This is a genomic window from Anaerohalosphaeraceae bacterium, assembly GCA_035378985.1.
GTDB lineage: Bacteria > Planctomycetota > Phycisphaerae > Sedimentisphaerales > Anaerohalosphaeraceae > JAHDQI01.
The window spans coordinates 47,932-73,074 of record DAOSUR010000010.1; the positions used below are offsets into that span (position 1 = coordinate 47,932).

At 56.2% G+C, this 25,143-nt stretch carries 27 protein-coding genes; 8 read left to right on the forward strand and 19 right to left on the reverse strand.

The annotated features are described in order from the left end of the window. The 10 genes from PKY88_08540 to pheA all read right to left on the reverse strand — a co-directional run bounded on the left by PKY88_08540 (window position 1) and on the right by pheA (window position 8,976). Entirely contained in the window at window positions 1-1,836 is a 1,836-nt protein-coding gene (locus tag PKY88_08540; protein HOQ05244.1) for an asparagine synthase-related protein, read from the reverse strand. 70 nt (window positions 1,837-1,906) lie between these two features. Continuing rightward, entirely contained in the window at window positions 1,907-3,751 is a 1,845-nt protein-coding gene (locus PKY88_08545; GenBank protein HOQ05245.1) for a cytochrome c biogenesis protein CcdA, read from the reverse strand. A 60-nt stretch (window positions 3,752-3,811) separates the two neighbouring features. Then, window positions 3,812-4,153, reverse strand: coding sequence for a hypothetical protein (locus PKY88_08550; GenBank protein ID HOQ05246.1), 342 nt, complete (start codon window positions 4,151-4,153; stop codon window positions 3,812-3,814). 128 nt (window positions 4,154-4,281) lie between these two features. Continuing rightward, window positions 4,282-4,848 carry a flavoprotein gene (locus tag PKY88_08555; GenBank protein HOQ05247.1) on the reverse strand — a complete coding sequence of 189 codons (567 nt, stop codon included), beginning with the start codon at window positions 4,846-4,848 and terminating at the stop codon, window positions 4,282-4,284. Window positions 4,849-4,859: 11 nt separating this feature from the next. After that, window positions 4,860-5,090 (reverse strand): DNA-directed RNA polymerase subunit omega, encoded by a 231-nt coding sequence (locus PKY88_08560; protein HOQ05248.1) that lies wholly within the window; start codon window positions 5,088-5,090, stop codon window positions 4,860-4,862. 3 nt (window positions 5,091-5,093) lie between these two features. Next, window positions 5,094-5,708 (reverse strand): guanylate kinase, encoded by a 615-nt coding sequence (gene gmk, locus PKY88_08565; protein HOQ05249.1) that lies wholly within the window; start codon window positions 5,706-5,708, stop codon window positions 5,094-5,096. Then, a complete protein-coding gene (locus PKY88_08570; protein HOQ05250.1) occupies window positions 5,701-6,585 on the reverse strand; it encodes a YicC family protein in 885 nt (294 codons plus the stop codon). The genes gmk and PKY88_08570 overlap by 8 nt, the downstream gene beginning before the upstream one ends. 24 nt (window positions 6,586-6,609) lie before the next feature. Beyond that, the gene (gene secG, locus PKY88_08575; GenBank protein HOQ05251.1) at window positions 6,610-7,068 is read right to left on the reverse strand and encodes a preprotein translocase subunit SecG; all 459 of its coding nucleotides are present in this window, start codon (window positions 7,066-7,068) and stop codon (window positions 6,610-6,612) included. A 23-nt stretch (window positions 7,069-7,091) separates the two neighbouring features. Then, complete coding sequence (gene tpiA / locus PKY88_08580; protein ID HOQ05252.1) at window positions 7,092-7,859, reverse strand: triose-phosphate isomerase; 768 nt, start codon at window positions 7,857-7,859, stop codon at window positions 7,092-7,094. Between the two features lie 46 nt (window positions 7,860-7,905). Beyond that, entirely contained in the window at window positions 7,906-8,976 is a 1,071-nt protein-coding gene (gene pheA / locus PKY88_08585; GenBank protein ID HOQ05253.1) for a prephenate dehydratase, read from the reverse strand. A 138-nt stretch (window positions 8,977-9,114) separates the two neighbouring features. Between pheA and PKY88_08590 the strand changes: the two genes are divergently transcribed. Both PKY88_08590 and PKY88_08595 read left to right on the forward strand, forming a co-directional pair. Beyond that, a complete protein-coding gene (locus PKY88_08590) occupies window positions 9,115-9,630 on the forward strand; it encodes a methylated-DNA--[protein]-cysteine S-methyltransferase (GenBank protein HOQ05254.1) in 516 nt (171 codons plus the stop codon). Window positions 9,631-9,766: 136 nt separating this feature from the next. Continuing rightward, the gene (locus PKY88_08595) at window positions 9,767-10,396 is read left to right on the forward strand and encodes a hypothetical protein (GenBank protein HOQ05255.1); all 630 of its coding nucleotides are present in this window, start codon (window positions 9,767-9,769) and stop codon (window positions 10,394-10,396) included. Here PKY88_08595 and PKY88_08600 read toward each other — a convergent pair. The 6 genes from PKY88_08600 to PKY88_08625 are packed head-to-tail and all read right to left on the reverse strand — an operon-like array spanning window position 10,332 to window position 15,958. Further along, entirely contained in the window at window positions 10,332-11,723 is a 1,392-nt protein-coding gene (locus tag PKY88_08600) for a nitrite/sulfite reductase (GenBank protein HOQ05256.1), read from the reverse strand. The genes PKY88_08595 and PKY88_08600 overlap by 65 nt on opposite strands. Window positions 11,724-11,750: 27 nt before the next feature. After that, the gene (locus PKY88_08605; GenBank protein ID HOQ05257.1) at window positions 11,751-13,586 is read right to left on the reverse strand and encodes a GTP-binding protein; all 1,836 of its coding nucleotides are present in this window, start codon (window positions 13,584-13,586) and stop codon (window positions 11,751-11,753) included. 19 nt (window positions 13,587-13,605) lie between these two features. Further along, window positions 13,606-14,487 (reverse strand): sulfate adenylyltransferase subunit CysD, encoded by an 882-nt coding sequence (cysD, locus tag PKY88_08610; GenBank protein HOQ05258.1) that lies wholly within the window; start codon window positions 14,485-14,487, stop codon window positions 13,606-13,608. A gap of 3 nt (window positions 14,488-14,490) precedes the next feature. Next, complete coding sequence (locus tag PKY88_08615; GenBank protein HOQ05259.1) at window positions 14,491-15,231, reverse strand: phosphoadenylyl-sulfate reductase; 741 nt, start codon at window positions 15,229-15,231, stop codon at window positions 14,491-14,493. Next, window positions 15,228-15,449, reverse strand: a complete 222-nt coding sequence (locus tag PKY88_08620) for a DUF2061 domain-containing protein (GenBank protein ID HOQ05260.1) — start codon at window positions 15,447-15,449, stop codon at window positions 15,228-15,230. Before PKY88_08620 ends, PKY88_08615 begins: the two co-directional genes overlap by 4 nt. Before the next feature lie 59 nt (window positions 15,450-15,508). Then, complete coding sequence (locus PKY88_08625) at window positions 15,509-15,958, reverse strand: Rrf2 family transcriptional regulator (protein HOQ05261.1); 450 nt, start codon at window positions 15,956-15,958, stop codon at window positions 15,509-15,511. A gap of 158 nt (window positions 15,959-16,116) precedes the next feature. On the opposite strand from PKY88_08625, the gene PKY88_08630 reads away from it, so the two are divergent. Both PKY88_08630 and PKY88_08635 read left to right on the forward strand, forming a co-directional pair. After that, on the forward strand, window positions 16,117-16,578 hold the full coding sequence (locus PKY88_08630; GenBank protein ID HOQ05262.1) for an MgtC/SapB family protein: 462 nt from the start codon (window positions 16,117-16,119) through the stop codon (window positions 16,576-16,578). A 75-nt stretch (window positions 16,579-16,653) separates the two neighbouring features. After that, entirely contained in the window at window positions 16,654-17,739 is a 1,086-nt protein-coding gene (locus tag PKY88_08635) for an AAA family ATPase (protein ID HOQ05263.1), read from the forward strand. Window positions 17,740-17,745: 6 nt separating this feature from the next. On the opposite strand, the gene PKY88_08640 is transcribed toward PKY88_08635, so the two are convergent. From PKY88_08640 to PKY88_08650, 3 genes are read right to left on the reverse strand one after another with little or no spacing between them, the layout of a single operon-like run. Then, window positions 17,746-18,609 (reverse strand): fumarate hydratase, encoded by an 864-nt coding sequence (locus tag PKY88_08640; protein HOQ05264.1) that lies wholly within the window; start codon window positions 18,607-18,609, stop codon window positions 17,746-17,748. A gap of 2 nt (window positions 18,610-18,611) precedes the next feature. Further along, window positions 18,612-20,867 (reverse strand): hypothetical protein, encoded by a 2,256-nt coding sequence (locus PKY88_08645; protein ID HOQ05265.1) that lies wholly within the window; start codon window positions 20,865-20,867, stop codon window positions 18,612-18,614. Window positions 20,868-20,878: 11 nt separating this feature from the next. Beyond that, window positions 20,879-22,663 (reverse strand): SpoIVB peptidase S55 domain-containing protein, encoded by a 1,785-nt coding sequence (locus PKY88_08650; protein HOQ05266.1) that lies wholly within the window; start codon window positions 22,661-22,663, stop codon window positions 20,879-20,881. 58 nt (window positions 22,664-22,721) lie between these two features. Here PKY88_08650 and PKY88_08655 point away from each other — a divergent pair, with 58 nt between their 5' ends. Genes PKY88_08655 through PKY88_08670 form a run of 4 tightly spaced genes read left to right on the forward strand, consistent with a single transcriptional unit; the run spans window position 22,722 to window position 25,076 of the window. Beyond that, window positions 22,722-22,898: a hypothetical protein gene (locus PKY88_08655; GenBank protein HOQ05267.1), complete on the forward strand. Its 177-nt coding sequence runs from the start codon at window positions 22,722-22,724 to the stop codon at window positions 22,896-22,898. Further along, window positions 22,871-23,644 (forward strand): hypothetical protein, encoded by a 774-nt coding sequence (locus PKY88_08660; GenBank protein HOQ05268.1) that lies wholly within the window; start codon window positions 22,871-22,873, stop codon window positions 23,642-23,644. Before PKY88_08655 ends, PKY88_08660 begins: the two co-directional genes overlap by 28 nt. A 4-nt stretch (window positions 23,645-23,648) precedes the next feature. After that, entirely contained in the window at window positions 23,649-24,722 is a 1,074-nt protein-coding gene (locus tag PKY88_08665) for an RluA family pseudouridine synthase (protein HOQ05269.1), read from the forward strand. A 54-nt stretch (window positions 24,723-24,776) separates the two neighbouring features. Beyond that, entirely contained in the window at window positions 24,777-25,076 is a 300-nt protein-coding gene (locus PKY88_08670; GenBank protein HOQ05270.1) for a nucleotidyltransferase family protein, read from the forward strand. Window positions 25,077-25,143 lie beyond the last annotated feature (67 nt).

A 25,143-nucleotide genomic window follows, 5' to 3' on the forward strand; every position in this document is an offset into this window, starting at 1 on the left:
TTATGAAGAAGTATGATGGAACCAGCAGAAGAGCGATACGAGTGTGCCGAACAGTTCATCGCCGATGCTGGAACGCCCGAATCGGTCTTGTCCGGCGGCGTATTCCGCGATAAACCGGCGGCACCCGTCCGGCTCAAACACCTCCCGAACGGCCGCATTCGCTTCCAGAATTTCATTCATTTTTTTATGAAGGCGGGCGTCTTTTTCAAAAACGCCGACCGTGCTGGGCCGCAGGGAAACGGGGTGATGCCAGAGTTTGGCGGTTAGCGCAAACGGGAGCCGCTGCCAGACTGCTCGGGCGGCTTTTTTCCTCCAGGGCAGACGGTAGGTTTCCATTCTTCCGCTTAAAAGCTGTCCTGTATTGGCGTAGATAATATCTCGCAGCGTCGGCAGGCAGCGGGTAATCATATAGTGATAGAAATTTTTCTTATAGAGCCAGTCCGCCGGAAGGCGCAGCATTTTTTCCACATATTCATAACCCAGATGCGGGCTGTCGCCGCTGACGTCGGGGTGCGTGGAAGCCGGTCCGCAGAAAGTAAAGCCCGCATTAAAATAGACCTGCGACCAGGCGGCGATTTTATGGGCTGCCGTCGGCCCGCGCCGGCCGCGAAGCGATTCGACCATCTCCTCTTCCATCGGCCCGAAGGCTTCTTCGAGGACTTCACTGCGAAAGATTTCCTTCAGCTCGTTTTTGGCAAAAAGCCGCCGTCGCTGGGCATACAGCCGCAGCAGCCCGTCCGTCCAGACAGGCTCAATCTGATAGATGGAATTGACATAGTCGCCTGCTATAGGGTCCCCGCATCCGCCGCCGATGTTGTAGCCCGTGGTTCGGCACATCCATTTCACTTTTTGCCAGCCCTTGAGGGGATGGTGAAACGGCAGAAGGCCGCCGCACAGCCGCACAATTTCATCCGCCTCCTCGAAGGCCTCTTCCGCCGTCATCTGGACGACGTGATGCTCCAGTTCGAGCCGCTGACAGACCTGGCGGGCCACCTTAACATCGGGCGTCTCGAGGGTGTCTGTATTGTTGGAAAAAGTGAAGGCGGGCCATTTGCCGTACCGCACGGCTGCACCGGCAACCATTCGGCTGTCCATCCCGCCGCTGAGACTGATGAATCCGGACAGGGAGCGGGCCATCGTTCGGGCGACGGATTTTTCAAAGGCCTCAAATACCTCATCGGCGTAGGAATCCGGTTCTAATCCTTCGGAAACCTCATAACCGAGGTGCCAATAGGTTTTTTCCTGGATGCCTTCGGGGGATGCAGAAAGGCAGGTTGCCGGGAACAGCCGGCGCACGCCTTGTGTGTGCGTGCGGGGGCTGAGCGTGTGCCCATAGCAGGCAATCTGCAGAATCCCGATGGGGTCCGGACGGGCTTTTTGTCCGCACAGATGCATCAGAAAGGTGATGTTGGAGGCAAACCAGAGTGTCCGGCCGTCAAACAGATAATAGAAGGCCCTGGTTGCGTAACGATTGTTAACGATTTTGATTTGTGCCTGCCGCCGGTCTGCCAGAATAGTAACGAACTGTCCTTGGCTGTTCTGAACCCGTTCGGCTGCCTGTTCGAGCGTCAATCCTTCTGCCCAGGCCGGCGGATAAGACAGGTCATGATAGCCCAGTGTCAGAATGAGCAGGTCCTGTGTTTGTCCAAAGAACAGCTGCGGCGGCTGCGTCTGTCGATATTTGGCCAGCAGAACCGCCTGCGGTGTTTTTTCATAAATCAGTTCATACGGCCTTCCGCTGTCCTTCAGGAGCAGCGAATAGGCCTTTATTTTTTCGAAACAAACCTCTCCTTTCGGCTGTTCTTTCAAACAGAAACAGCCCGCAATCAAACTCATTGGGTTTCCCTTTGAACAGTCCGGAAGGGAATCATATCTGAACGAAGAAGGTTTTTCAAGACTGGACCGGTTAAGGAATCCGGCGAACGGCCTCCTGCAGCTGTTCAGGTTCAAAAATTCCGCGGAGTTTCAGGAGTGTTCGGTTTTCGGGATTGAGCAGAATAGTGACCGGCAGGTTGCCGGCCTCGCCGAAGACGCTTTTGAGGTCGCCGGAGGCCGGAAAGTCCGCCTGCGTGGTGTCGGCCTTGACGGTCAGGATGTTCCGCTCGGCCAGCAGTTTGGCGATGTCCGGCCGCTGATAGACCCTGCGCTCCACAATCTTGCAGTTCGTGCACCAGTCGGCGGTAAACTTAATCAAAACAACTTGCCCTTTCTGAAGAGCCTGTTCGATTTGGGCTGCCTCATAGGGCTGCCAGTTCACAGCGGCGGGCGGTTCGGCGGGCAGGAGCCAAAAACCGCATATAACCGCCAGCAGGAGCGCCGCCGCCCGAACAGTCCATCGCCGTCCGGCGGGGGTCTGAACCGAAACCCACTGTCCCCATATCCACACACAGAAAGCAAAAATGACTCCGTATAGGAGCACGTTGATTAATCGATCTTTGTTCAGGGCGGTCAGGGTGAATTTCACCGCCAGAATCAGCAGCAGAAACCCGCCGGTCTTTTTCATCAGGTCCATCCAGGGCCCCGGTTTGGGCAGCCGGTCGAGCAGCCTGGGCATGCTCACCAGCACCAGATACGGCAGGGCCATCCCCGCCCCCATCAGAACAATCGCACTGCTGCCGACCGCGGGCGGCTGAGACTGCGCCCACACCAGCACCGCTCCCAGCAGGGCCCCGCTGCAAGGAGTGCTCAAAAGTCCGGCAAAGAAGCCCATTCCGACGGAACCGAGGATTCCGCCGGCGGCCTGCTGCGTGCCGGCCAGCGAAGGCGGCAGCGTAAACGAAATCACATCCAGAAACGCCAGCGCAAAAAACACCAGCATCAGAAACAGAACAATCACGGCATTCGGCTGCCGATACAGCGAGTTCAGATCAATCACAGCGCCGGTCGTCATCTGAATCAGCACCGCCAGCACCGCAAACACGGCAAAGAAAAGGATGATTCCGCCGCAGAAGGCCAGCCCGAGGGCAAAGCGGCGGGCCGGAGATTCTTTGGCGTTGGCAATCAGCCGCAGAATAATCAGCGGGAGAATCGGAAGCACACAGGGCATCAGGTTGATGGACAGCCCGGCTGGAATCGCCAGCAGAAAATAAAAGAAAGCCGACCGGCGAGTCGGCTGTCCGGCGGTATCTTCCGTCCAGTCCTCCAGCATCCCGGCCAGCGAAGACTCTGCCTGGGGCTGGGTGGGGATAACCACGCTGCCGGAAACCGTCTCCGTGATTTGCTCCAGTTTCGGCAGACCGGACGAGTCGGCGGCGGGGCGGAGCACGCCTCGGAAGGTTTTGCGGAACGGCGTCAGACAGAGTTTGCTCGTGCAGGCCAGACCGCTGAGCGTAATCTCCACAGGGCCCGAGGCTGTTTGAAACCCCGACTCAGCCGGCACAAAAATTTGAAAATTGCCCGCAAAGACCTCAACATCCTGATTGAGGGCCTCCTCCCGAAACAGACTGGGGGTCGGAAAGACGGGTTTGCCGAAGCGGACTCCCTCAGCGGAAATCTCGATTTTCAGTTCCACTCCCGGTGCCGGGGCTGTTTTGGCGGAGGCGTAGTAGTGCAAATCGTTTGTGCCGGCAAATTCCGCGACAATCCCCGGCCGGCCGTCCCGAATGTCCGTGTAAAACCGCACGGACGAACGCTCCAGTTCATATTGATAAATCTGGAAGAAATCCGCCGCCGCAGGGCTGCCCAACAGGACGGCGGCTGTCAAAGCAGACCAAAGCCCCCAAAAGGCCTTCGTATGTGTCCGATTCAGCATTTTGTATCTCCTGAAGACGGCAATAGATACGAAAGCAGCCGACGGCAGGTTCCGACTTTTTTATGGAGAGGTTCTTTCGGCGGCGGGGGACTCGAATGGAAGCAGTCGGTCTATTTTCCGGTTCAGCTCATCCAGTTTTTTCTCGAGGGCCTCCAGCTTTTTCAAAACGGCCTGATTGTCCGCATCCATCTTCAGCAGGTGCTGCTGAACTAGGACCAGATACTGGTCGCTCAGCCGCTCATACGCCTCGATCATCCGCACCATATCGCTTTTATAAGGCGGCACGGAAATCTCATATTCCCGGCTCTTTTCTGATACAGCCGCAAAGGAAAGCAGACCGAGCGTTCCAAAAAGAACAGCAAAAAGCAGGAGCGGTTTGATTGTCCCAGCAAGGGCTTTCATTTTTGTGCCTCCGCAGTAATGATAATTGTCTGTCTGCTATATCGCCAGAGTAGAAACAACTCTTTTCATTGAGTATATCACTGGAAAGAAAGCGGAGGTACTCTTTTTTTTTCGGGGATGAAAGAGACCTATTTTCGAAAGAGTTGAATGAGGGCTTCGAGGATTTCCGCCGGTTCGGCCATCCGCCCGATGCCTTCGGTGCCGCAGGCAAGCCGGCCGGCGGCGGGCCCGACAAAGCGGATATTTCGGGCTGTGAGGGTCTGGATGTTCTGCCGGGTAGCCGGATTCGTCCACATCCGGGTGTTCATTGCCGGCGCCATCAGAATCGGCTTTTCCCAGCAGACGCAAAGGGTTGTGCTCAGCAGGTCGTCGCAAATCCCCGCGGCCGTCTTGGCCAGAATGTCGGCCGTGGCGGGTGCTACAACCAGCGCATCCGCCCAGTCGGCCGTCTGGACATGTCCGATCTGAAACTCCTCCGGTGCCGACCACAGGTCGATATAAACCGGCTGGCCGGTGAGGGCCTCGAACGTCTTGGCCCCAATCAGTTTCTGGGCGGCCTCCGTGAGAATCGTTCGGACCGCCGCGCCGGCGGAGGTCAGTTTGCTGGCCAAATCCGCCGCCTTGTAGGCCGCAATTCCGCCCGCCACGCCGAGAACGATTTTCTTATTCGCCAGAATGCTCAGGTCCACTGCCATTGAAGGAATTCCTAAAAGGGCTCCTTCTTGGGCTTTTCCGCCGGGGTGCCGTAGTCCGGAGCGATTTTGTCCTGTTTAATCTCTTCAATGACGATTTCCATCGGCGTCATTCCTTCGGTGTTTTCAATCAAAGGCCGCCCGCCTTCCATCATTTCCAGCAGACGCTTCTGGATAATCGCCGACAATTTAAACCGTCCGCCGACCTTTTTGATAATGGCTGTGTCTTTGAGTTCTTCAATCATCGTTTATTCTCCTGCTTTTTTCGTTTCATTTTGGATGATTTGTATCACCTCTTCGATGGCCTTGTTCAGGTCATCGTTGACAACACGGTATTTGTACTCCCTGGCCGCCGCCGCAATTTCCTCCTGAGCCCGCTGGAGCCGTTTGAGCCGGGCCTGTTCATCCTCGCCCCGGTTGCGGGCGTTCAGCCGCTTGGCCAGGTCCTCCAGCCGCGGCGGCAGGATGAAAATTGTAATCGCATCCGGAAAATGCCGGACAACCTGCCGGGCACCGTCCACGTCGATTTCGAGCAGGGCGATGCGCCCGGCCGCCAGCGCCTCCTCCACGGGCCGGCGCGGCGTGCCGTAATAATTCCCGAATACGCACGCATGCTCGAGAAGTTCATTGTTGGCCAGGGCCCGCTCAAACTCTTCTTTCGAGACAAAATGATAATCCACACCGTCTTTTTCGCCGGCCCCGATAGTCCGCGTAGTCAGCGACACGCTGAAGTAGGCCCCCAGCCGCCGGATGATTTCCCGGCTGATGGAGGTCTTTCCGACGCCGGACGGCCCGGACAAAATCACCAGCTTGCCTTTTTTATTGGAAGCGTTCGTCATGACGGCACGTTCCGGTCTATTCAATGTTCTGCACCTGTTCCTTGATGCGGTCCACGGCGCATTTGATGTCGATTACCCACTGAGCAATCAGGGCGTCCGAGGCCTTGCTGGCGATGGTGTTGGCCTCACGCAGCAGTTCCTGTGCGATAAAATCCAGCCGGCGTCCGGCCGGCTCATCCCCCTCCAGGCATGCCTCAAAATGGTTCAGATGCGTTTCGAGGCGTATCAATTCCTCCGAGATATCCGACCGCTCCGCAAAGATGGCCACCTCGCGGGCCAGCAGGGCCTGGTCCATCTCCAGCTGGGCCTGAGCCAGAAGGTCCGCCGCCCGTTTGCGAAGCCGCTGGTGGTATTCTTCCACCACGGCGTCCTTGCGCTGCCGAATCAGGGCCAGTTTTTCCCGGATGACCGCACAGTTGGCCCGCAGGTCCTCCGCCAGCAGCTTGCCTTCCTCCAGCCGCGTTTCTTTGAGCCGTTCAAAGGCCTGCCGGGTCAACTCCAGCACCGTCTGACGGATTTTCTCGAGCGTTTCCAAATCCGGTGTGCTCGGCTGAACAATCCCGGGCAGCGTCAGCAGAGAAGCCAAATCGACCCGAAAGGGGCCGCTGTCGCGGCCGAGAAGGGCCGTCAGCCGCTCCATATAGGTCCGCAGGGCCTGTTCATCGATGTCAATCAGGGCCTGGCCGCTGACGTTTTTCATCCGCAGTGAATAGTTGATGCTGCCCCGATGAAAATGCTCTCGATGCAGTTTGTCCAGGTCGTCTTCGAGAAAAGCGGCGATATCCGGCAGTCTCAACTGTGTTTTGAGATAGCGGTTATTCAGAGAGCGGATTTCGACGGTATAGAGCACGCCGTCCACTTCCGCCGCCGCCTGTCCGAACCCTGTCATACTGCTGACCATGGCCGTATCTTCCTTGCAATCCAATTACGGATTTTGGGCAGGAGGAGTTTGCGAAGACGGCTGGGCCGCTTGGGGTGCAGCCGGTGCCGCCGGAGCCGGTGTCTCGGCCGTCGGTGCGGCTGGTGCGGCCGGCTGTTCGGAAGTGGCCGGCGCTTCTGCAGCCGGTGTTTCCGGGCCGCTGCTCGGTGCGGAAGAAGCCGGCGGTACCGAAGGCTGCTCGCGGACTTGGCTCTTGAGTGTTTTGTCGAGCAGTACGCCCAGCACCAGAAACAGCGAAACCAGGCCGATAGTAATCCACGTCAGAACATCACCGGTCTTCGAACCGAGCAGACTGGAAGCCCCCATCCCGCCGAACATCGCACCCAGTCCTCCGCCTTTGCCTTTCTGAATCAGAATAATCAGAATCAGCAGGATAGCGGTCAGAATAAACAGCACCATCAGGACGTTCATCAGAAACGACATCATTGCAAGCGTCATGACCATACGTTGAGTTCCTTTTGTAAAAGTTATTTTTTGAGAGCGGCGGCGGTTTTTACCATCGCCGCAAAATCTTCCACTTTCAGGCTGGCCCCCCCGACCAGCAGGCCGTCCACATCCGGCTGGGCAAGCAGTTCAGCGGTGTTGGCCGGTTTGGCGGACCCGCCGTACTGAATGGTCATTTTTTCCGCCAGTTCCGCCCCGTAGGTTTCCTTCAATTGACGGCGGATGCGTTCGTGGACCTCCTGAGCCTGCTGGGGTGTAGCATTGCGGCCGGTGCCGATGGCCCAGACCGGTTCATAGGCAATCGTGATCGTTTTGACCTGTTCGGCGGAGAGTCCTTCCAAACCTTTTCGAATCTGCTGTTCGACCACATCGAACGTTTTGCCGTTGTCTCGTTCTTCGAGCAGTTCACCCACGCAGAAAATCGGTTTCAGACCCGCGGTGACCGCGGCCTTGATTTTCAGGTTAATCAGCCGGTCGCTTTCTCCGAGAATGTGCCGGCGTTCGGAATGGCCGATGATGACGTATGTGCAGCCGCAGTCCTTGAGCATCTCGCAGCTGATTTCACCGGTGAAAGCCCCATTGCCTTCGTAATAGACATCCTGAGCCCCCAGTTCGATCTGGGAAGCGCTCAGGGCCGCCGCCACCGACTGCAGATAGATAAACGGAGGGCAGACAGCAATGCGGACATTCTGAATCGGCGCCAGTTCACGAACCAGGCCAGCCGCCAGATTCACGGACGTAGCACTGTTTGTGTTCATCTTCCAGTTCCCGGCCAGGAACAAGGTTCTCATAGGGGTCTCCTGTTTTTGTTTTCCGTTCTCATTTCTTTCAACTGGGCTACAGAACAACGGTGTTGCGCGGAAAACTGCCCAGTACCGACAGCTGCAGGCAATGCTTTTTGGCCTCCTCGAGCGCCTTGCGGACATTTTCATCCTGCCGGTGTCCGAGGAAGTCCACGAAAAAGTAATATTCCCACTCGCGTTTTTTGTTGGGCCGCGAGCCGATATTGGTCATATTAATATTGTATTCCTTGAAAACGTTCAGCACATCCACGAGTGCTCCGGTTCGGTGGGCCGTGCTGAACAGAATGATGGTCTTGTCATCGCCCGTCGGCTGGGCATCCTGCTTGCCGATAATCAAAAACCGCGTGACATTGCTGGCGATGTCCTCAATATCCTCGCAGAGGATTTTCAGCCCGTATATTTCCGCGGCGATGGCCGAGGCAATGGCAGCGGCTCCGGGTTCTTCGGCAGCCAGCTGGGCGGCTCTGGAGGAAGAGGCCACGGGAATCGTCTGGGCATCCTTGAAAGTAGCGGCCAGCCAGTTGCGGCACTGAGCAAAAACCTCCGGCTGGGAATAGATTTTGGTAATCTGGGCCATCGGGCAGTTCGCCATTAAATTATGGTGAATTGCCATATGCACTTCTGCACAGACCATCACGTCTGTTTCAATGAAGGCATCGAGCGATTCCCGAACCCCGCCGCCGGCGGAATTTTCAATCGGTACGATTCCGAACTGACAGTGCCCCTTGCTGACCTCTTCGAAGATAGCGCGAATGTCGGCCAGGGCTTCATAATCGACGCTCTGGCCGAACTTTAAGATGGCGGCGTTGTGGCTGAAGCTGCCCTTGGGCCCCAGAAAGCCGATTCGAAGCGGCTGTTCCAGACAGAATGAGCCGCTCATGATTTCCCGCCAGACCGCAAACAGGGCTTTGTTGGGAAGGGGGCCTTTGTTCAGTGCCGCGATTTTGTCCAGTACCTCTTTTTCCCGATGCGGTACGTAAACCGGGTCATTTCGGCCCTTTTTGAGCTTGCCGATTTCGACGGCGATTTGTGCGCGCTGATTGATTAACTCGACGAGTTTTTCGTCGATTGCATCAATCTGCTTTCTTAATTCCTCTAACGTCATCGCCCCAATCACCGCTTTTATCGGATAAAGACAGAAAATCTCCCTTTAACAGGAAACGAAAATATTTATCATATTTCAGGTCGTCCGTCAACGGCTTTTCCTGTCGGGACAAGGAAAGATTGCCTAAAAGCGGTTAATATGGCTCTATATTATTCGTTATTCAAAACGCGCTGGGGTTGGTTTGGGGTTTTGGGGGACGAAAATACTCTCTTTCGTACCTCCCTGCCTTTAAGGAACCGGCGAAGCGCTTTCGCATCTTTGCTGAGCGGAGTGGATGCGAAACACGAACCCAATTATAGGAAAGATATCCAAAAGGCTATACAGGAGTATTTCGAGGGTAAATATATTGATTTCGTCTGGGTGCCGGTTTGTCTGGGGGGGTTGACTGATTTTCAAAAAAGGGTTCTTTGGGTCTTAAAGAGTATAGCGTATGGAAAAACAATTACTTACAGCTCCCTCGCTGCTCAATCGGGTTTTGCGAAAGCATCTCGAGCGGTAGGCCGAGTGCTCGCGGCGAATCCATTGCCGCTGATTATTCCTTGTCATCGAGTCGTTTGTTCAGACGGCAAACTGGGCGGTTTTTCCGCCGAAGGAGGAGTTGAGATGAAAAGAAGACTCCTTCGTTTGGAAAATCCTTTCTGCCCGGCATATTGAGCTGTTGCCTGACGGAACCCCGATGAACCACCTGTGGTTTGCAAAAAGATTCTTTTTAGAGCAGCTCAGGGCGGTTCTCCTTGCTTTTTTTTCAGAGAACTTGTATAGAGTGAGAAACTCTTCAGGAAAAGCTTGAATGGATGCGGCCATAGAGAAAGAAAAAACGGAACACGCAGCGGGCAGTGCTGTTTATATGCGGGTTCGCAAGGTCAATGAAGCGGGCTATGAGGCGGCTTTGCTGGGGCTGTCGCACAACAAAAAGCAGTGCCCGGAGAAGATGGAGGCCGTCGCCCGCCGGCTGGCCGACAAAGACGGCGGCCACAACAAGTTCCTCGAGAGCATTATCGTCTGGCTGGATGTCCGCGCGCCCCGCTACTGGTGGCAGGAGGCCGACACGTTCCGGCTTTCCACCAAGCAGTCCGAAAGCACGATGCACACGCTCAGCGGGGAGCTGCTGGCAGTCAATCTGGACGATGCGGACTCCGTTGCCGCCTTTTTGGAGGCCAATTTTGAGCCGGACAGCTGTTCGCTGGAGACGCTGCGGGCGATCCATCAGGCCGCCGCACAGCAGGATATTGTGGGCGTCAAAAAACGCCTCCCAGAGGGATTCCTTCAGACCCGGCTGTGGTGTATGAGCTATCGGACACTTCGCAATATCATCCTCCAGCGCCGCACACACCGCTTGCCCCACTGGCGGGAATTCATCCGCCAGACCCTCGAGCAGGTCGAGCATCCGGAGTTGCTGCCGGGCCTGATAAGCGAATAACCCGTTCGCTGGTCTGCGTCTGTTCCAGATAGTTTCGGAGCCAGGATTCAATCTGGTCCGACGGAACAGTTTCCGTCTTCTGCCCCAGCAGTGAAGATTGCCCCTGTCCGCCGTTCAGATACACATCGAAGCACTCCTGCTGCCAGCCGTTCAGGGTCTTTCGCCGTCCAATCAGCCCGATGTCGGCCGCGGCGCTTTGGGCACAGCCGTTCGGACAGCCGGAGACGGCGACCTGCCGTCTGGCGGAACGAAGGACCGCTGTCTGCTGGATTTGTATTCCGATTTTTTTGGCATCCGCCAAGGCTCTCGGGCAGCTGTCCGCTCCGGGGCAGGCAACCACGCACGGCAGGTCCGCAAATGGTTTCAGGGAAGCGGGGAGCGGAAATGGGACGTCCCCATATAATTCCTGGCTGTGAGAGAGAGTAATCCGCAGAACGGCTCCCGCCGATTGAGCGGCTCGAGCCAGTTCCAGCGCCGCCCGGGCCGGCAAATCGCCTCTGGGCGGCTGGAGGGTATAAAGCCGCCGGTATCCGCTGCGTCCGCGCGGCAGCGGCATGGACGGCCAGCTCTGCCGACGGAAAAGCGTCTGGAATCGCCGGTCCAGTTCCTTTCGAAACGGCTCATCTCCCAACCGCTCCCGAACGTGCCGCAGCCGTGCCCGGGAACGGTTGTTCCGCTCGCCCAATTCGATAAACATCTCCAGAGCCGCCGCCGCCAGCGGCAGAACCGCTTCCGCAGGCACCTGTTCATATAGGTCCATGCCGGTCCGGGGTATCGGCCCCAGGGAGCCGGCTCCGATGACCCGAAAGGTCCCGTCCGGCTGAACAAGAAATCCCAAATCGCTGAGGTAGGGCGCCCCTCGATTGTCGCACAGCCCGCACAAACTGATTTTGAACTTTCGCGGCAGCATCCGACCGGCCGTCTGTTCATTCAGCCCCTGATGAAGCAGCCGGGCCGCCGGCAGCAGGTCAAAATCGTCCGGATGCAGGTCGCAGCCCGGCGAAACGGTAATATTTCGAATCGAGTCGCCGCAGGCCCCATAGGGGCACAGACCCGCCCGGTCCAGTTCCTCATACAGGGCAGGCACATCGGTCTGGCGGACATTGTGCAGCTCAATATCCTGCCGGATTGTCAGATGCAGCGGCGTATCCGGCGTAAACCGCTCCGCCAGTTCGGCAACCGCCCGCCACTGCTGCCAGGTGATTCGGCCGCCTAAAATCGGGAGTCGCTGCATCCAGAGCCCCTCCTGCTTTTGCGGGTAGGTGCCCCAAAGACGCTGGGGTTCCTGCGGCAAACGGTTGTTCTCCTGTGAATACGGCTGTCCCATCGACGCATTCCTTTTCCGACACACTCTCTACAAATGATACTCGAGCAGATAGTGTTCACGAGTCAGCAGACATTTGATTTTCTCTATCACCTCCGGAACATCAGCCGGCTTTTCGATGTGCAGGTCAGGCTGGGCCTGGGCCAGCTGGTGGGGACCGATCGCCACAACCAGGCAAGGGTACGGCTGATTAAGCGTGCGTATCGCCTGAAGTTCATAGTCATCCAGATGACTAATGGTGGTAATCAGAATCAGACCGGCATCTGTGAACAAGTGAGCGATTTCGCCGAGCCGGCGGATGTATTCATCCCGCTCATCCGTCGTCTGCAAATCGGAATCGACACCGAGCAGAGAGTTGTCCAGTCCCAGATAATAGACCATTCTGCCGGCGTCAAAGAGCCGTTCTTCGAGGGTCTTGGCAATTTCGGATTTTCCGATGCCCGCCGGTCCGCACAGCAGAACCAGCGCGGCATTCTGCTTATAACGGTCAGACCGATTCTGAGATTGAATTCGGCTCCGCTGCCAGTACTTCTGCCGTTTCCGGACATGTTCGGAAATTAGATCTCGTTCGGCGGAGAGAGCATCCAGAATGATGCCGCCGCCGGCGATTTCATAGTTGTCGATAATCACAAAGCGTCCGGTCTGGGCAATGTCCGAAACCACATCAAAGGCGACCGGCCGAAAGGTTTCCAGCAGATATTCGGCCGTATCATGCCGTTCAATCTGAGTTCGGCTGCTGTCTGTGCTCAGGTCGGCTGCATCCAGTACGGTGTAAATCTCCCGCAGCCAGACGGTTTCCCGTGCGGCCGCCAGCTTGAGTTTGTATCGTTTGCCCCTGACCATGGGCTGCCGGCCCATCCAGAACAGATTGACCTTCAGACAGGTTCCGGTCCGGGCGGCCGGCTGGTCGGCCCGGCAGAGAATCTGATTGGGCGGAATGTAAATCTGTTCGGTGAGTGTAAATCCGGTGGATTGGCCTGCATAGGCTTCCGTCTGCGGCGGCCGATTAAATCCTTCGATGGAAGCAATCCGGGACCGTTTGCCAGACGGCAAAAAAATAACCTCATCGCCCACTCGGACAGTTCCGGTTTCCACACGCCCGGCCGCAATCCGGCGGTCATCACCTTCCTCGGTAAACTTGTAAACGTCCTGCACCGGAAACCGAAAGGGCTTCTCGAGGCCGGGGGGCTCTTTTTCAAAACGGCCCATCGCCTCCAAAACCGTCGGGCCGTCATACCAGCACATCCGCGCCGAACGCGTGCACAGATTGTCCCCGAAGCGGGCGCTGACCGGAATGAAAAAACGCGGCTGAAGGTGAACCTGCTGCAGAAACGCCGTATAGTCTTTTTGTATTGCCTCAAAGACATCTCGGCGATAGTCTGTTAAATCCATTTTGTTGACGGCCACAGCAATCTGGCGAATTCCCAGCAGGCTCAGCAGATAACCGTGGCGGCGGGAGTTTTCCCGGATTCCCTCTCTGGCGTCAATCAGCAGCAGCGCCGCTTCCGCCCGGGCCGCACCGGAAATCATATTCTTGAGAAATTCGACATGACCGGGGGCATCAATGATAATGTATTCCCGTCGGGACGATTTGAAAAAGCATCGGGCCGTGTCGATGGTGATGCCCTGAGTCTGCTCCTCTTTCAGCGCATCCAGCAGAAAAGCATACTCAAAGGGTTTGGCGTTGCGGGCGCAATAGGCCTGAACAGCTTCCAGTTTTCCCTTGGGCAGCGAACCGGTATCGGCCAGAAGCCGTCCAATCAGCGTGCTTTTTCCGTGATCGACATGCCCGATTACAACAATATTCATCTGCTGTCGGTTCCGTCCGGATAAAAAATGTCCGGCGGAGGATAATGCCGTCGTCATGGGTTCTCCTCTTTCTGACTTACATATATCCGCTCCGGCGGAGGGTCTCTAATCCGCTGCCGTCTTCCTTGTCCTGCTGTCGTCCGGACCGTTCAGCAATGTTGGCGAATTTTCCGCTTCGAAGCTCCTCGATAATCTCCGCCACGGTTTTCGCCGTCGATTCAACAGGGGCCGTGCACGGCCAGCACCCGAGAGAGCGGTAGCGCTTCCCGTCACCCCGATCAAAATACAGCGAAACAACCGGGATATGTTCCCGCTGGATGTACTCCCAGATGTTCAGCTCGGTCCAGTCCAGCAGCGGATGAATCCGAACATGCGTTCCGGGAGCGAAATCCGTTTTAAATTGATTCCACAGTTCGGGCGGCTGGTCGCTGATCTCCCAGTCACTTTCCTGCCCCCGCGGGGAGAAATACCGTTCTTTGCTGCGGCTGCCTTCTTCATCAGCGCGGGCCCCGACGATCACACCGGTAAACGGGGCACCGTTTTCGACCGTATAAAATTCCCCGCTGTCCGGGTCCAGCACCCGTCGGGGCCATCGGCCGCTGAGGGCGTTTTTCAGGGCCTCGGTTTTCAGCGCTGCACAGCACTGCAGACGGCTGACGGCTCCGTCGGGAAAGGTTTGCCGGCTCTCCAGGGCTTCTCGATTCATCCCGACAATCAGCTTCAGCTTCCACTGACGGGCAAACCGGTCGCGGTACTCGATCATTTCCGGGATTTTAAAAGAGGTATCAATGTGCATCAGCGGAAACGGAACATGGCCGAAAAAGGCCTTGCGCGCCAGCCACAGCAGAACCGTGCTGTCCTTGCCGATGGACCAGAGCATCACCAGGTCCTTGAAGGACCGGTAGGCCTCTCGAAAAATATAGATGCTTTGCGATTCAAGTTCATCCAGATGATCCATGGTTTATCTCCGATTCAGGCAGACTTGATTCCAGTGCAGTCCGCATTCTTTCTGCTCAGGGTTTTCCCACCACCAGCGTCCGGAACGCGGATCCTGCCCCGCTGATACCGCTCGGGTACAGCAGGCACAGCCGATGCTCGGGTATCCCCGGTCGTGGAGTTTGTTGTAGGGAACCCGATGCGTGCGAATATGCTCCCAGACCTGTTCACCGCTCCATTCGGCCAGCGGGCTGATTTTCATCAGACCGAACTGTTCGTCCCGCTGCACACTCTCTACAGAGCTTCGGGTCTGCGACTGTTCTCGACGAAGGCCGCAAATCCAGGCATCCAGGCAAGACAGTTTCCGCTTCAGCGGTTCAATCTTGCGGATTCGGCAGCACAGCCTGCGCAACTCAACGCTTTGATAGAACAGATTGATTCCATGTTCGGCCGTCATCGCTTCAACTTGGCGAAAATCCGGAAACAGCCCTTCAATCCGAATGCCGTACCGTTTTTCCGTTTCCTCCCAGACCTCATAAGTCTCCTGAGGCAGGCGTCCGGTATCCAGGGTAAAGACCGCCGGAGTCTGCTGAAGACGGCACAACATATCCGTCAGGACCTGATCCTCCGCACCAAAACTGGTCGCCAAAGCAATACGGCTGCCAAAAAATTCCAGGGCTGTCCGCAGAATCTCCTGCGGGGGCTGGTGCTGCGTTTTTCGACGGATTTCTTCGAGAAGGGAATCCATGATTTCTTTCGCCTTCAAATTTCATATTCCGGGGCTTTCAGTTTTCCGATAGGAACGCGGTTCCACAATCGTTCGTGACAGTAGAAGACAAGAACCTTAATGAGAATGTCCAGCAGACCGATTTTCAGGGCCGAATCGGGATACCCCGTGACCACCCACGCGGTGAATATGGTGACGACCGTTCCGGTCAGGCGGTAGCTGACGGCTTTCAATACACTGCGGTAATGTGTTTCCATGCAAATATCCAAGAATACTTGTTTTCCTATTATTTTATAGAGGATTATGCAAAAAAAATTTAAATTATGTAGTTGGCCACATAGGAGCACATTCGTTTTTGCTCTTCATGAGCCAAATCTTCAAGACTTGTTGAGTCCAGAACCTGAGAAATAGAACAGTTAATCTGTTCAATTAGTTGTTTTTCACTGGAAGGGCCCTCTATCTCAGGATGAGCGGGGGCCATTTGCTTGTTGGAAGATTCGAGAAATCGAATGATTTGCCCTATCGAGATTTCACGGGGACTTTTAGCCAAGATGTATCCGCCGTGTTTGCCGCGAATAGACAGAACAAAACCGCCCTGACGCAACTCATTGAGAATGACCTCAAGAAAACGAGAGGGGATTTGCTGGGCCTGCGCCAACTTGCTGACAGCCGCCGGCTGCCGCTTATCCAGAAGGGCCAACTGCAGCAGGGCCCGTAGAGCATATCGGCATTTTTGCGAAATCTGAAAGTACTCAAACGGATTCATCAATATAATACCTCATCTATACGGTCGGAATAATGAGATATAGCATAATCCTTTTTCGACACCTCTGCAAGAGAAAAATTAAAAATTTTTCTTGTCATTTTATAAATATTTTATATGAAAGACTTTATAAACAATAATTTTTGGAAAGGACTCCGAAGATGGAGCTGGATTTCTGGAATTGGCCGTTTTGGATGCCGTTTGTCAGTTCTGTTCTGCTCGGGGGTCTGATTGGTCTGGAGCGGGAAATCCGCCGCAAACCGGCGGGCCTGAGGACCAATATCCTGATTTGTCTGGCAACCGCTCTGTTTACCCATCTGGGCCTGTCAATCAGCGACGACTCCCTCGAGATCGCTTCCCGCATCCTGCAGGGCGTCATCACCGGCGTGGGCTTTATCGGAGCCGGAGCGCTCATTCGCGGCACCCACGAAATACACGGCATCACCACAGCGGCCACGATTTGGCTGGTTACCGGCATCGGCATTGCCTGCGGGTTTGGCCTGTATGAGGCCGCCGTGGGAGTGACGGGGATCGCCCTGATTATCCTCTGGGGGTTAATCCCTCTGGACCGACGAATCCGAAGTCTGGAAAATGACCGGACAGGTCCGGATAATCCGGCCTGAAAGCCGCATTTTTTATGGTTTTTCTTTGAGTGCGGCGGTATGATTTTATCCAGAAACTCCACAGGACCATAAGGTATGAAACCGATTTACATAGGCGCTACCCTTCGCGACAGCGGCAAGACCTCGGTTTGTCTGGGCCTGATGCAGCTGCTGCAGGAGCAGGGGCTCAATCCGGGCTACTGCAAACCGGTCGGCCAGCATTATGTCCGCTATCACGACAAAAATATTGATGAAGACGGCGTGCTGATGCACCAGGTTTTTCACCTGAAGGATGACCCGTATTACTTAAGCCCGATTGCGATTGAAAAGGGTTTTACCCAGCGGTTTATTGAAAACCCCGATGTCGGTCCGCTCGAGGAGCAGATTCTTCAGGTGCATCAGAAACTCAGCCGGGAACATCCGATGCTGATTTACGAAGGGACCGGACATGCCGGTGTCGGCAGCTGCTTTGGGCTTTCCAACGCACGGGTGGCCCGTCTGCTCGGAGCCAAGGTGGTGATTGTCACCGAAGGCGGCATCGGGCGGCCTCTCGACGAAATTGCCCTGAGCCTGGCTCTGTTTGCTGACCATAAAGTTGAGGTGATTGGGGTAATTCTCAACAAGATTCTTCCGGAAAAATACGACAAGATTCGACAGACCGCCGCCAAAGGACTGCGTCTTTTGGGGACAGAGCTGGTCGGGGCAATGCCCTATGAGCCGTCGCTGGCGGAGTTTACCGTCGGACAGGTGGCGGAGGAGTTCGGCTATAAGATTTTGTGCGGCACGGATGCTTTAACAAACCGAATTAATCATACGATTATCGCCGCAATGGAGCCGCAGCATGTATTCCGGCATATTGAAGATCATACCCTTGTGATTATCCCCGGCGACCGTATCGACAATATCCTGATTACGATTCTGCTGCTGTCGCGATACGGCGACAAAACCGGCGGGATGATTCTGACCGGCGGATTTGAGCCGCACCCGACCATCGAACCTCTCCTTCGAGCCAGCCAGATTCCGGTGCTGCTCAGCGACGACGATACGTTTACCGTCAGCGCCCGGATGAAAGATCTGGGTTTTAAGATTCGCTCGTACGATACGGACAAGATTATCCGGCTCCATCAAATGGTGCAGGATTACGTCGATACGGACCGGATTTTGAAATCCCTGTCGGAATGACCTCGGCTACAGAACGGCGGAGGCGTGACGGTGGGCGTGGCATTCGATATTGACGGCCGCCGGCAGCGAGGCGATATGACAGGGAGCCGTTTCAATCTGAACGCCCAGCGTGGTTGTATCTCCTCCCAGCCCCTGCGGACCTACCCCCAGAGCGTTGATATCCCGAAGTAAATCTTCTTCAAGGGCGGCGTAGAACGGGTCTGTGTGTCGGCTGCCGACAGGGCGCAGCAGAGCTTTCTTGCTCAGAAGACAGCAGACTTCAAAATCGCCGCCCAGACCGACTCCGACCACAAACGGCGGGCAGGCATCTGCCCCGGCATTTCGGACCTGTTCGACAATCCAGCGGCAGACGGACTGAGGAGATTCGGTCGGTTTAAACATCCGAAAAGCGCTTTTGTTTTCGCAGCCGCCGCCTTTGAGGATGACGCTGAGCCGGAGCTGCTCACCGGGCACGAGACTCCAATGAACAAAAGCCGGAGTATTGGTATTTGTGTTGCGCCGCAGGTGCAGCGGTTCGGCGACGACGCTTTTGCGAAGCAGGCCTTCCTGCGCAGCCAGCGCAACGCCCTGCTGAATGGCATCCGTCAGCGTGGCGGAGGGATTGTCCGCCGGCGGAGTGATTACCGCACGGCTGCCCAGTTCGGCAAAAACAATTGTCAGACCCGTATCCTGACAAATCGGGATGCGTTCGGCGGCGGCAATGCGTGCGTTTTCGAGCAGCTGCTCCAGAATCAGTCGGGCACGCGGGTTGGATTCGTTTTGTGCAGCCTTCCGAACCGCTGCCGACACGTCTTCCGGCAGTTCATAGGCGGCCCGGATGCATAGATCTGCAACGGTCCTGACGATAGACTCAAACGCCAGCAAGCGCATAGTTATCCGTTTTGGCCGATGGTAAATTCGAAACTTTGGTAGCGTGTATTGCCCGGACTGTCGCTGACGGCCAGCGTCAACACGTGATCGCCCGGCTCAAGGTTTTCCACTCGCAGCGTAAATTGTTCTTCTGTCGTATCAAACACCTGGTCATCCGGCAGCAGCCCGGCCCAGTCTTCCCGGCTGTCGAGTGTGTACCGAGCTTCGGCGACAGCCGAAAAAACATCCGCGGCACTGAAACGAATCTCCACCGTGCGGCCCTGAACATTCAGATGTACGTCCTCCACGGCGGGGGCCGTATTATCCACGATAACGGTCTCACTGATCCGGGAGGAGGTCAGGGCGTCGGAAGGGTGATTGGAGCGTTTGTCATCGGCGGTCAGCCGGATTTCATACCGCCCGTCTTCCACCGTTCGGCTGTCCCATTCAAACACGGGCTTTTCTGAATCTTTTTTCAGGGAAATCCAGCGTTTGCGGCCCTGCTTGCGGAAATCGAAATGATACACCAGCGTATCTCCGTTTTCATCCGAAGCCCGCGCCAGGATTTGGAACAGGTAAGGTTTTTGTTTGTCTTTGGAGAGCTGAACCTGCAGGGACTGAATCTGCGGAGAAAGATTCGGAATACTGTGAGCAATCGTTACTTCCTGCAGAAGAGGACTTTGCGCGGATTTGCCTCGAACCAGGGTGAGTCGGTATTGCAGGTATCGTGCAACCGGACAGCCCAAAACCGCCGGTTTGGTCAGCTCTTGTTCCGCCGTCCAGGGAGAAAATGTCGGGTCATTGGGTTCATTAAGATTGCCGCTGCGAACGGAAAACCGGATGGATGCCCCCTCCGGAAGACGCGCTTCGGCCTGAATTTTGCCCCAGCGGGCAGGCTGACCGGCGTCAATGAGGTCGGAGATATAAGTTCCTTCCGGGGCTGCTTCCGGAGCCAGACGAACCAGCTGCGGGGGATTGGACAGCGCCAGCAGAAGCCCTTTCTCCGCATCAGCAGTCAAAGCGGTAATCTGCGCGGATTTGTCATTCTGATACAAAATGGAGCGATGGTCAATGACAGGGTCAAGCCCGAAAAGACGCCCCTGGTTGCCGGTAGCCGCCAGAATGATGCCGTCCTGATAAAGCAGGTCATAAAAGACAACTCTGTCGGAAAAGATTTCCCGCGCGAAACCGTCCGGGCTGATTCGGACCAGCATGCTGGCGGCGCGCGGTCCCGGTCCGACCGGCGGAGCCGGCGGGGCGGTTGGGGGCATCGGCCGCTGTTCTTCGACCGTATTCGCCGCCGTCATATGAAATTCACCCGGCTCCTCTTCTTCATCCCCTCCTTCGTCCGGCTCCTCCGGTTCCGTCGGCTCTGTATCGGATTGGGGTCTGCCGGGCGATTTGGACAGCGCCTGAGCGGCGGAGTCGATCCGTCCGGCCACCGCTGCGGCGCTGGAGGCCGCCAGATAAATGCTGCCCTCAGGGTCCGTGGTCAAGGCGGTAATTTCCTTCTGCTGGCTGTCATAGAGAACGCGGACGGTGCGGGTCTTTACATCAATCTGATACAGCAGACCGCGGGTGTCGCTGCCGGCCAGCAGAGAACCATCTTTGGCCCAGGCCAGCGACAGAATATTTTTGTCGCGGCTTTCGAAAACAATTTCTGCGTTTCCGCCGAACGGCGGAAGGCGATAAATCCGTCCCTTGGGACCGGTGCCGATGTACAGTGTACCCTGAGAATCCGCAAGAACGGCGAAAATATAACGGTCGGTATCCGATTGAAAGAGTACGGTCGGTTCTTTGTCGAACCGAAGCAGCCGGGCCTGCTTGCCGCTGATGCCTGCCAGGAGACGTCCGCCTGCATCGAAGGCCAGAGCGAAGATATGCTCATTGCGCAGCGGGGCAGTCAGGGCCGCCGCAGCATCTTTGGGACGGGAAGAGCTGTCCGTCGGATACAAAATCTCCGTTTGCCCGCGGGCATATTTGAAAAGGGTGCCGTTGGGGCTGGTTCCCAGATAAACGGCCGAACCGTCCGGTTCGGTCAGAACAGCATTGATGGTCCAGACGCCCACAAGGGTTTCGGGCTTCAGGAGAACCTCCGCACGGCGGGCCAGACGCAGGTTGCCGTCGGAATCCACCATCAGATTTTCCAGTTTTCCTTTCAGGAAATGTTCGCTTTTGGAATGACGGGTAATCACAGAAGTAACGGCCTTTGCGGGGCCTGACAGAAGAAATCCGGCGGTCCAAACCGCCGTCAAAAACAAAAACGGCCTTTTGTTCATGAAAGATTCCTTTATGGTTCTATCTGAATGGGGACTGTGATGTTTCCGCTCGGAACCCAGTCCATAGTTATTTGCGTTTGGATCCAGTTTTGCAGCGGCATTGCCGGCGTAAAACGGCGATTGTCCTGCAGGAGAAGCACCCGGCTGGATGGAAGGTCCGGCAGGTCCTGATGGCGAATGGCGATGCCGCCTCGGCCCAACAGAAGGACGGCGGTCAGCTGGTTGCGGGGCATCTGCACAATGCGGCGGACTGCTTCCAGCATCGACGGCAGGTCTTCGGCGGTAAACTGATGCGGCGATGCTTTCTGAAGAAATGCCAGATATTCCTCCCGGTCCAGGACCTGAAGCATATACGTGCCTGCTTTCAGTTCCGCCGGAATCGGCAGGTGGATTGAGTGAACGGTTTTGTCGGTTCGGAAGGACTCCAATACCGCGCGGACGGTCACAGACCGGCCGGGCTTGGGTTTGTCATCGGATAATTCAGCCGCCCAAATTTCTGCAGCACGGGACCGGCCGGAAATGCGCAGGGAAAGCTCCACCGAGCGGATACCGGCCGGCCGGTAGGGATTGTTCATCAGAAGGTTGGCAATCCCGGAAATTTCTGATGCCGGCACGAGGGCTTCCGAATCTGTACTGATATTTTTAAACTGAATGGGTTCCTCCCCTTCGATTTCGACAGTCCCCTGATACTCCAGAGAATGTTCCTGAGGCAAATCCCCGTAGTAAAGGGCTGCCGACATAATGACGACCCGCAGAATTAAGGGGGTCAGCATCGGATGGACAGCCACACGGCAGTTAAATTCTTTGGTCTGCCCGAGGTCTGTGCGTTCCAGATGGATTCGCAGTGGAAGCATCGGGGGTTCCTGCCCGATTCGTCCGAAAATACCGGCGGCCTGATCCGATGTGAGGGTTCCGAGAATCGGTCCGGGAGAGCCGAATTTGAACGAAATAGACCGGCGGGCAATCGTGGTATGAATGTAGCCGGCCGCCATCGGCAGCTGGACGGCTCCGGTTCCCAGCAGACTGTGCCCGTATCCGTAAACGGTGTCGCCGACCACATCGGTGGCTGTTCCAATGGCGGCGATGGAGATGTCCCCTCCGCACAGAACGACGGACAAAACGCCGCCCGGTGTGATTTGACTCTGTCCCTGAGTCCCTGCGGATTCATCAGCGGCTGCGCCGGTGAATGCTGCAAAGCCAAGCGATTCAAAAATCGGCTGGATGGACTGAGCAGCGCCGGCGGGTACCGACATCATCAGGGGAAGCATTGTGCGGCGGCTGGAGCAGGTCTTTCCAAGCCAGTCCAAATACCGCTTCTGGGCTTTTTCAGGATGGATGAGGTCTTTGGGTTCCGGAGCAAGAGAGGGGACCTGCCCGGAGGGAGCGGGAGATTCTATATTCAGCATATCCTGAATTGGACGCACTAAATAAAGCGGCTCGAGTGCATCTGACCAGCCGGCCGCCAGGGCACCGGCCAGCCGACCGTCCAAATACACCGGCGAACCGCTGCATCCCTGGACGGAACCGACGGTTTTGAATCGCTCATCTGTGCCGACGACAAGGATAAAATCCGACCCAGGCTCGGCATTTCGGACAATACTGAGCACTTTCAGAGGGAATTTTTCTACGGCCGTCCCTTCCAAAACCGTCAGGCAGTACCCTTCCATTCCCGGTCTGACCTGCTCGAGCGGGATATGACGGCTGGGATCCAGTGGAGCCGCTGAAAGCGGGCTTGCACCCGGCTGCATCAGAAGTTGAAGAATCACAACGGTCCAGGCCGGCAGGTTTTTTTTCATTTCTGCATCCTCGGTCTTCTTTCATATCTTCCCCTCCGGCGGAGGGGGAAACTATAGTATGGGCAAAGAGTTCTTGCCTGTCAAAAGCAAACTTCTTATAATTGTCGGTTTTGAGAATCTTATCAACGAATCAGCAGGCGGCTTTAAAGCCGGGAAAGCCGAACAGACCTGCCGAGCAGCCGGCATAGGCCGAAAACAGGAATTGTTATGGATGCAGAACATCGTCACGAACTGAAGACCAACGAACTGGCGGAGTTTTTTGCCCAGCTGCCGGATTTTGTGCGGAAGTATTCCAACCAGATTATCGGGGTTTGTCTGATATTGACGGCCCTGATTGTTATTCCTCTTTGGAAGCACTGGCGTCAGGAAAGCCGTCGGGCTCAGCAGGCCGCCATGGTTTCCCGAATTCAGACCGCACGGGAGGCCATTACGAAGGCGACCCGTCAGACGGAAGGAGTTCAGCCGGCCTCTTTGCTTGATTCGGCAGCGGAAGAATTGAGGACCGCATCTCAGACGGCTCCGCAGGAAGACCTGGCGGCTCTGGCACGCATTGAAGAGGCCAAACTGCTCCGTTCCGCTCTGCACCTGCAGGCGGATTTGAGCCCCGAGGAGGTTTCCTCCAGACTGGCCAAAGCTCAGGAGGCCTGTCAGCAGGCCCTCGCGCTGGCTCAGTCTCCGACTCTCAAAGGGCTGGCGGAGCTTCAGCTGGGACTTTGTGCGGAAGAAAGCGGCCAGTACGAACAGGCCCGCGACATTTATACCCGAATTATGCAGAATGCGGCCTATCAGGGAACATCGGTTACCGAACAAGCCCGGCAGCGGTTGGACCAGCTGCAGGACAATTCGGTAAAAGTCGTGTTTGCTCCGGCCCCTCCTCAGGAAAAGGAATCCTCTTCCACTACTCCTGAAGAGCAGCAGGCCGCCCCCGCCGCCCAGCCGTCTCTGGTGCCGGCTCCTCCGGCTGAATCAGCCGCCCAGTAGCCGTATGACGATGGATGAGGAATATCCTCTTTCGGAAAACGGGGCCGAACCGGAAACAGACGAGTTATCCGAACTGTCGGATGAAATGGAAGAGCTGGCCGGGGAGCGCCTGCGTTTTCGCGTGGGCTCCAATCTGAAGTTTCGCCGGCTGGATAAGTATCTGTGCGGCCGATTCAGCCATTTCAGCCGCACCCGCCTGCAGAAACTCATCAAAGAGCAGGGCGTCAATGTCAACGGCCGGCCCGCCAAACCCAGCTATCAGCTCCGAGCCGGCGATGAAATCGATTTGATTCTGCCGCCGCGTCCCATCCGTGAACTGATTCCGGAGAATATTCCGCTGGATGTGCTGTACGAGGATGATTATCTGATTGTGATTAACAAGCAGGCCGACCTGATTGTCCATCCCGCCCGCGGCTACAAACACGGCACACTTGTTAACGCTCTGGTCTATCACTATCAGAAACTCTCCAAAGGCAGCGATGACTGGCGGCCGGGCATCGTCCATCGGCTTGACCGCAACACCACCGGCGTCCTGGTTGTGGCCAAAGACGACACGTCCCACTGGAAACTGTCCCGCCAGTTCGCCGACCGCAGGACCCGAAAGACCTACTTGGCCATTGTGCACGGCACGCCGGCCCTGCGGGCTGACTGCATCAACCAGCCGCTCGGTGTGCATCCGTTTATCCGGGAGAAGTTTGCCATTCGCCCGGACATCGGCAAAGAAGCGGTAACAATCTACGAAGTGCTGGAGGCCTTTCGCGGGTACAGTCTGCTCAAGCTCGACTTGAAAACCGGCCGCACCCATCAGATTCGCGTGCATCTGTCCTGGATGAAGCACCCCATCGTGGCCGACGACCTCTACGGCGGCAAGGTCGTCTATCCCTGGCAGATTGAAGACCGCCAGCCGGCACCGGAAAGCCCGCTGATGGCCCGCACGGCCCTCCACGCCTGGAGACTGGAACTGACGCACCCGGCCACAGGCGAACCGATGACATTCGAGGCCCCGCTGCCGGCGGATATGCAGGCCTTTCTCGAGGCCCTCCGAAAATACCGCCGTGCGGACGTGCAAAAACCGTAATTAACCTTCCGTTTTTACCGGGGTAAAATCAAACTGTGTTTAAAGAGGAAAAGTATGGTTGCGATCTCCTTACCGACTGAATCGATTTCAAGAATATGCCGACAGTTTCACGTCCGCGAAATGGCTCTGTTCGGTTCAGTCCTTCGGCAGAATTTCCGTCCGGACAGCGACATTGATATTCTGGTTATCTTCGACCCGCAAGCCCGCATAGACTTATTTGATTTGGCACAACTGAAGGAATCGCTCGAGGAACTTTTCGGCCGTCCGGTTGATTTGGTCGAAAAAGCCGCCGTCAGAAATCCGTTTCGAAAAAAACAGATATTCGGTCAGCCGGAGGTCATTTATGCGGCCTAAAATCGAGACGGCGCTTTTTTGTGGGATATGATTCAGGCCTGTCGCGATATTTTGGATTTTGCCTCCC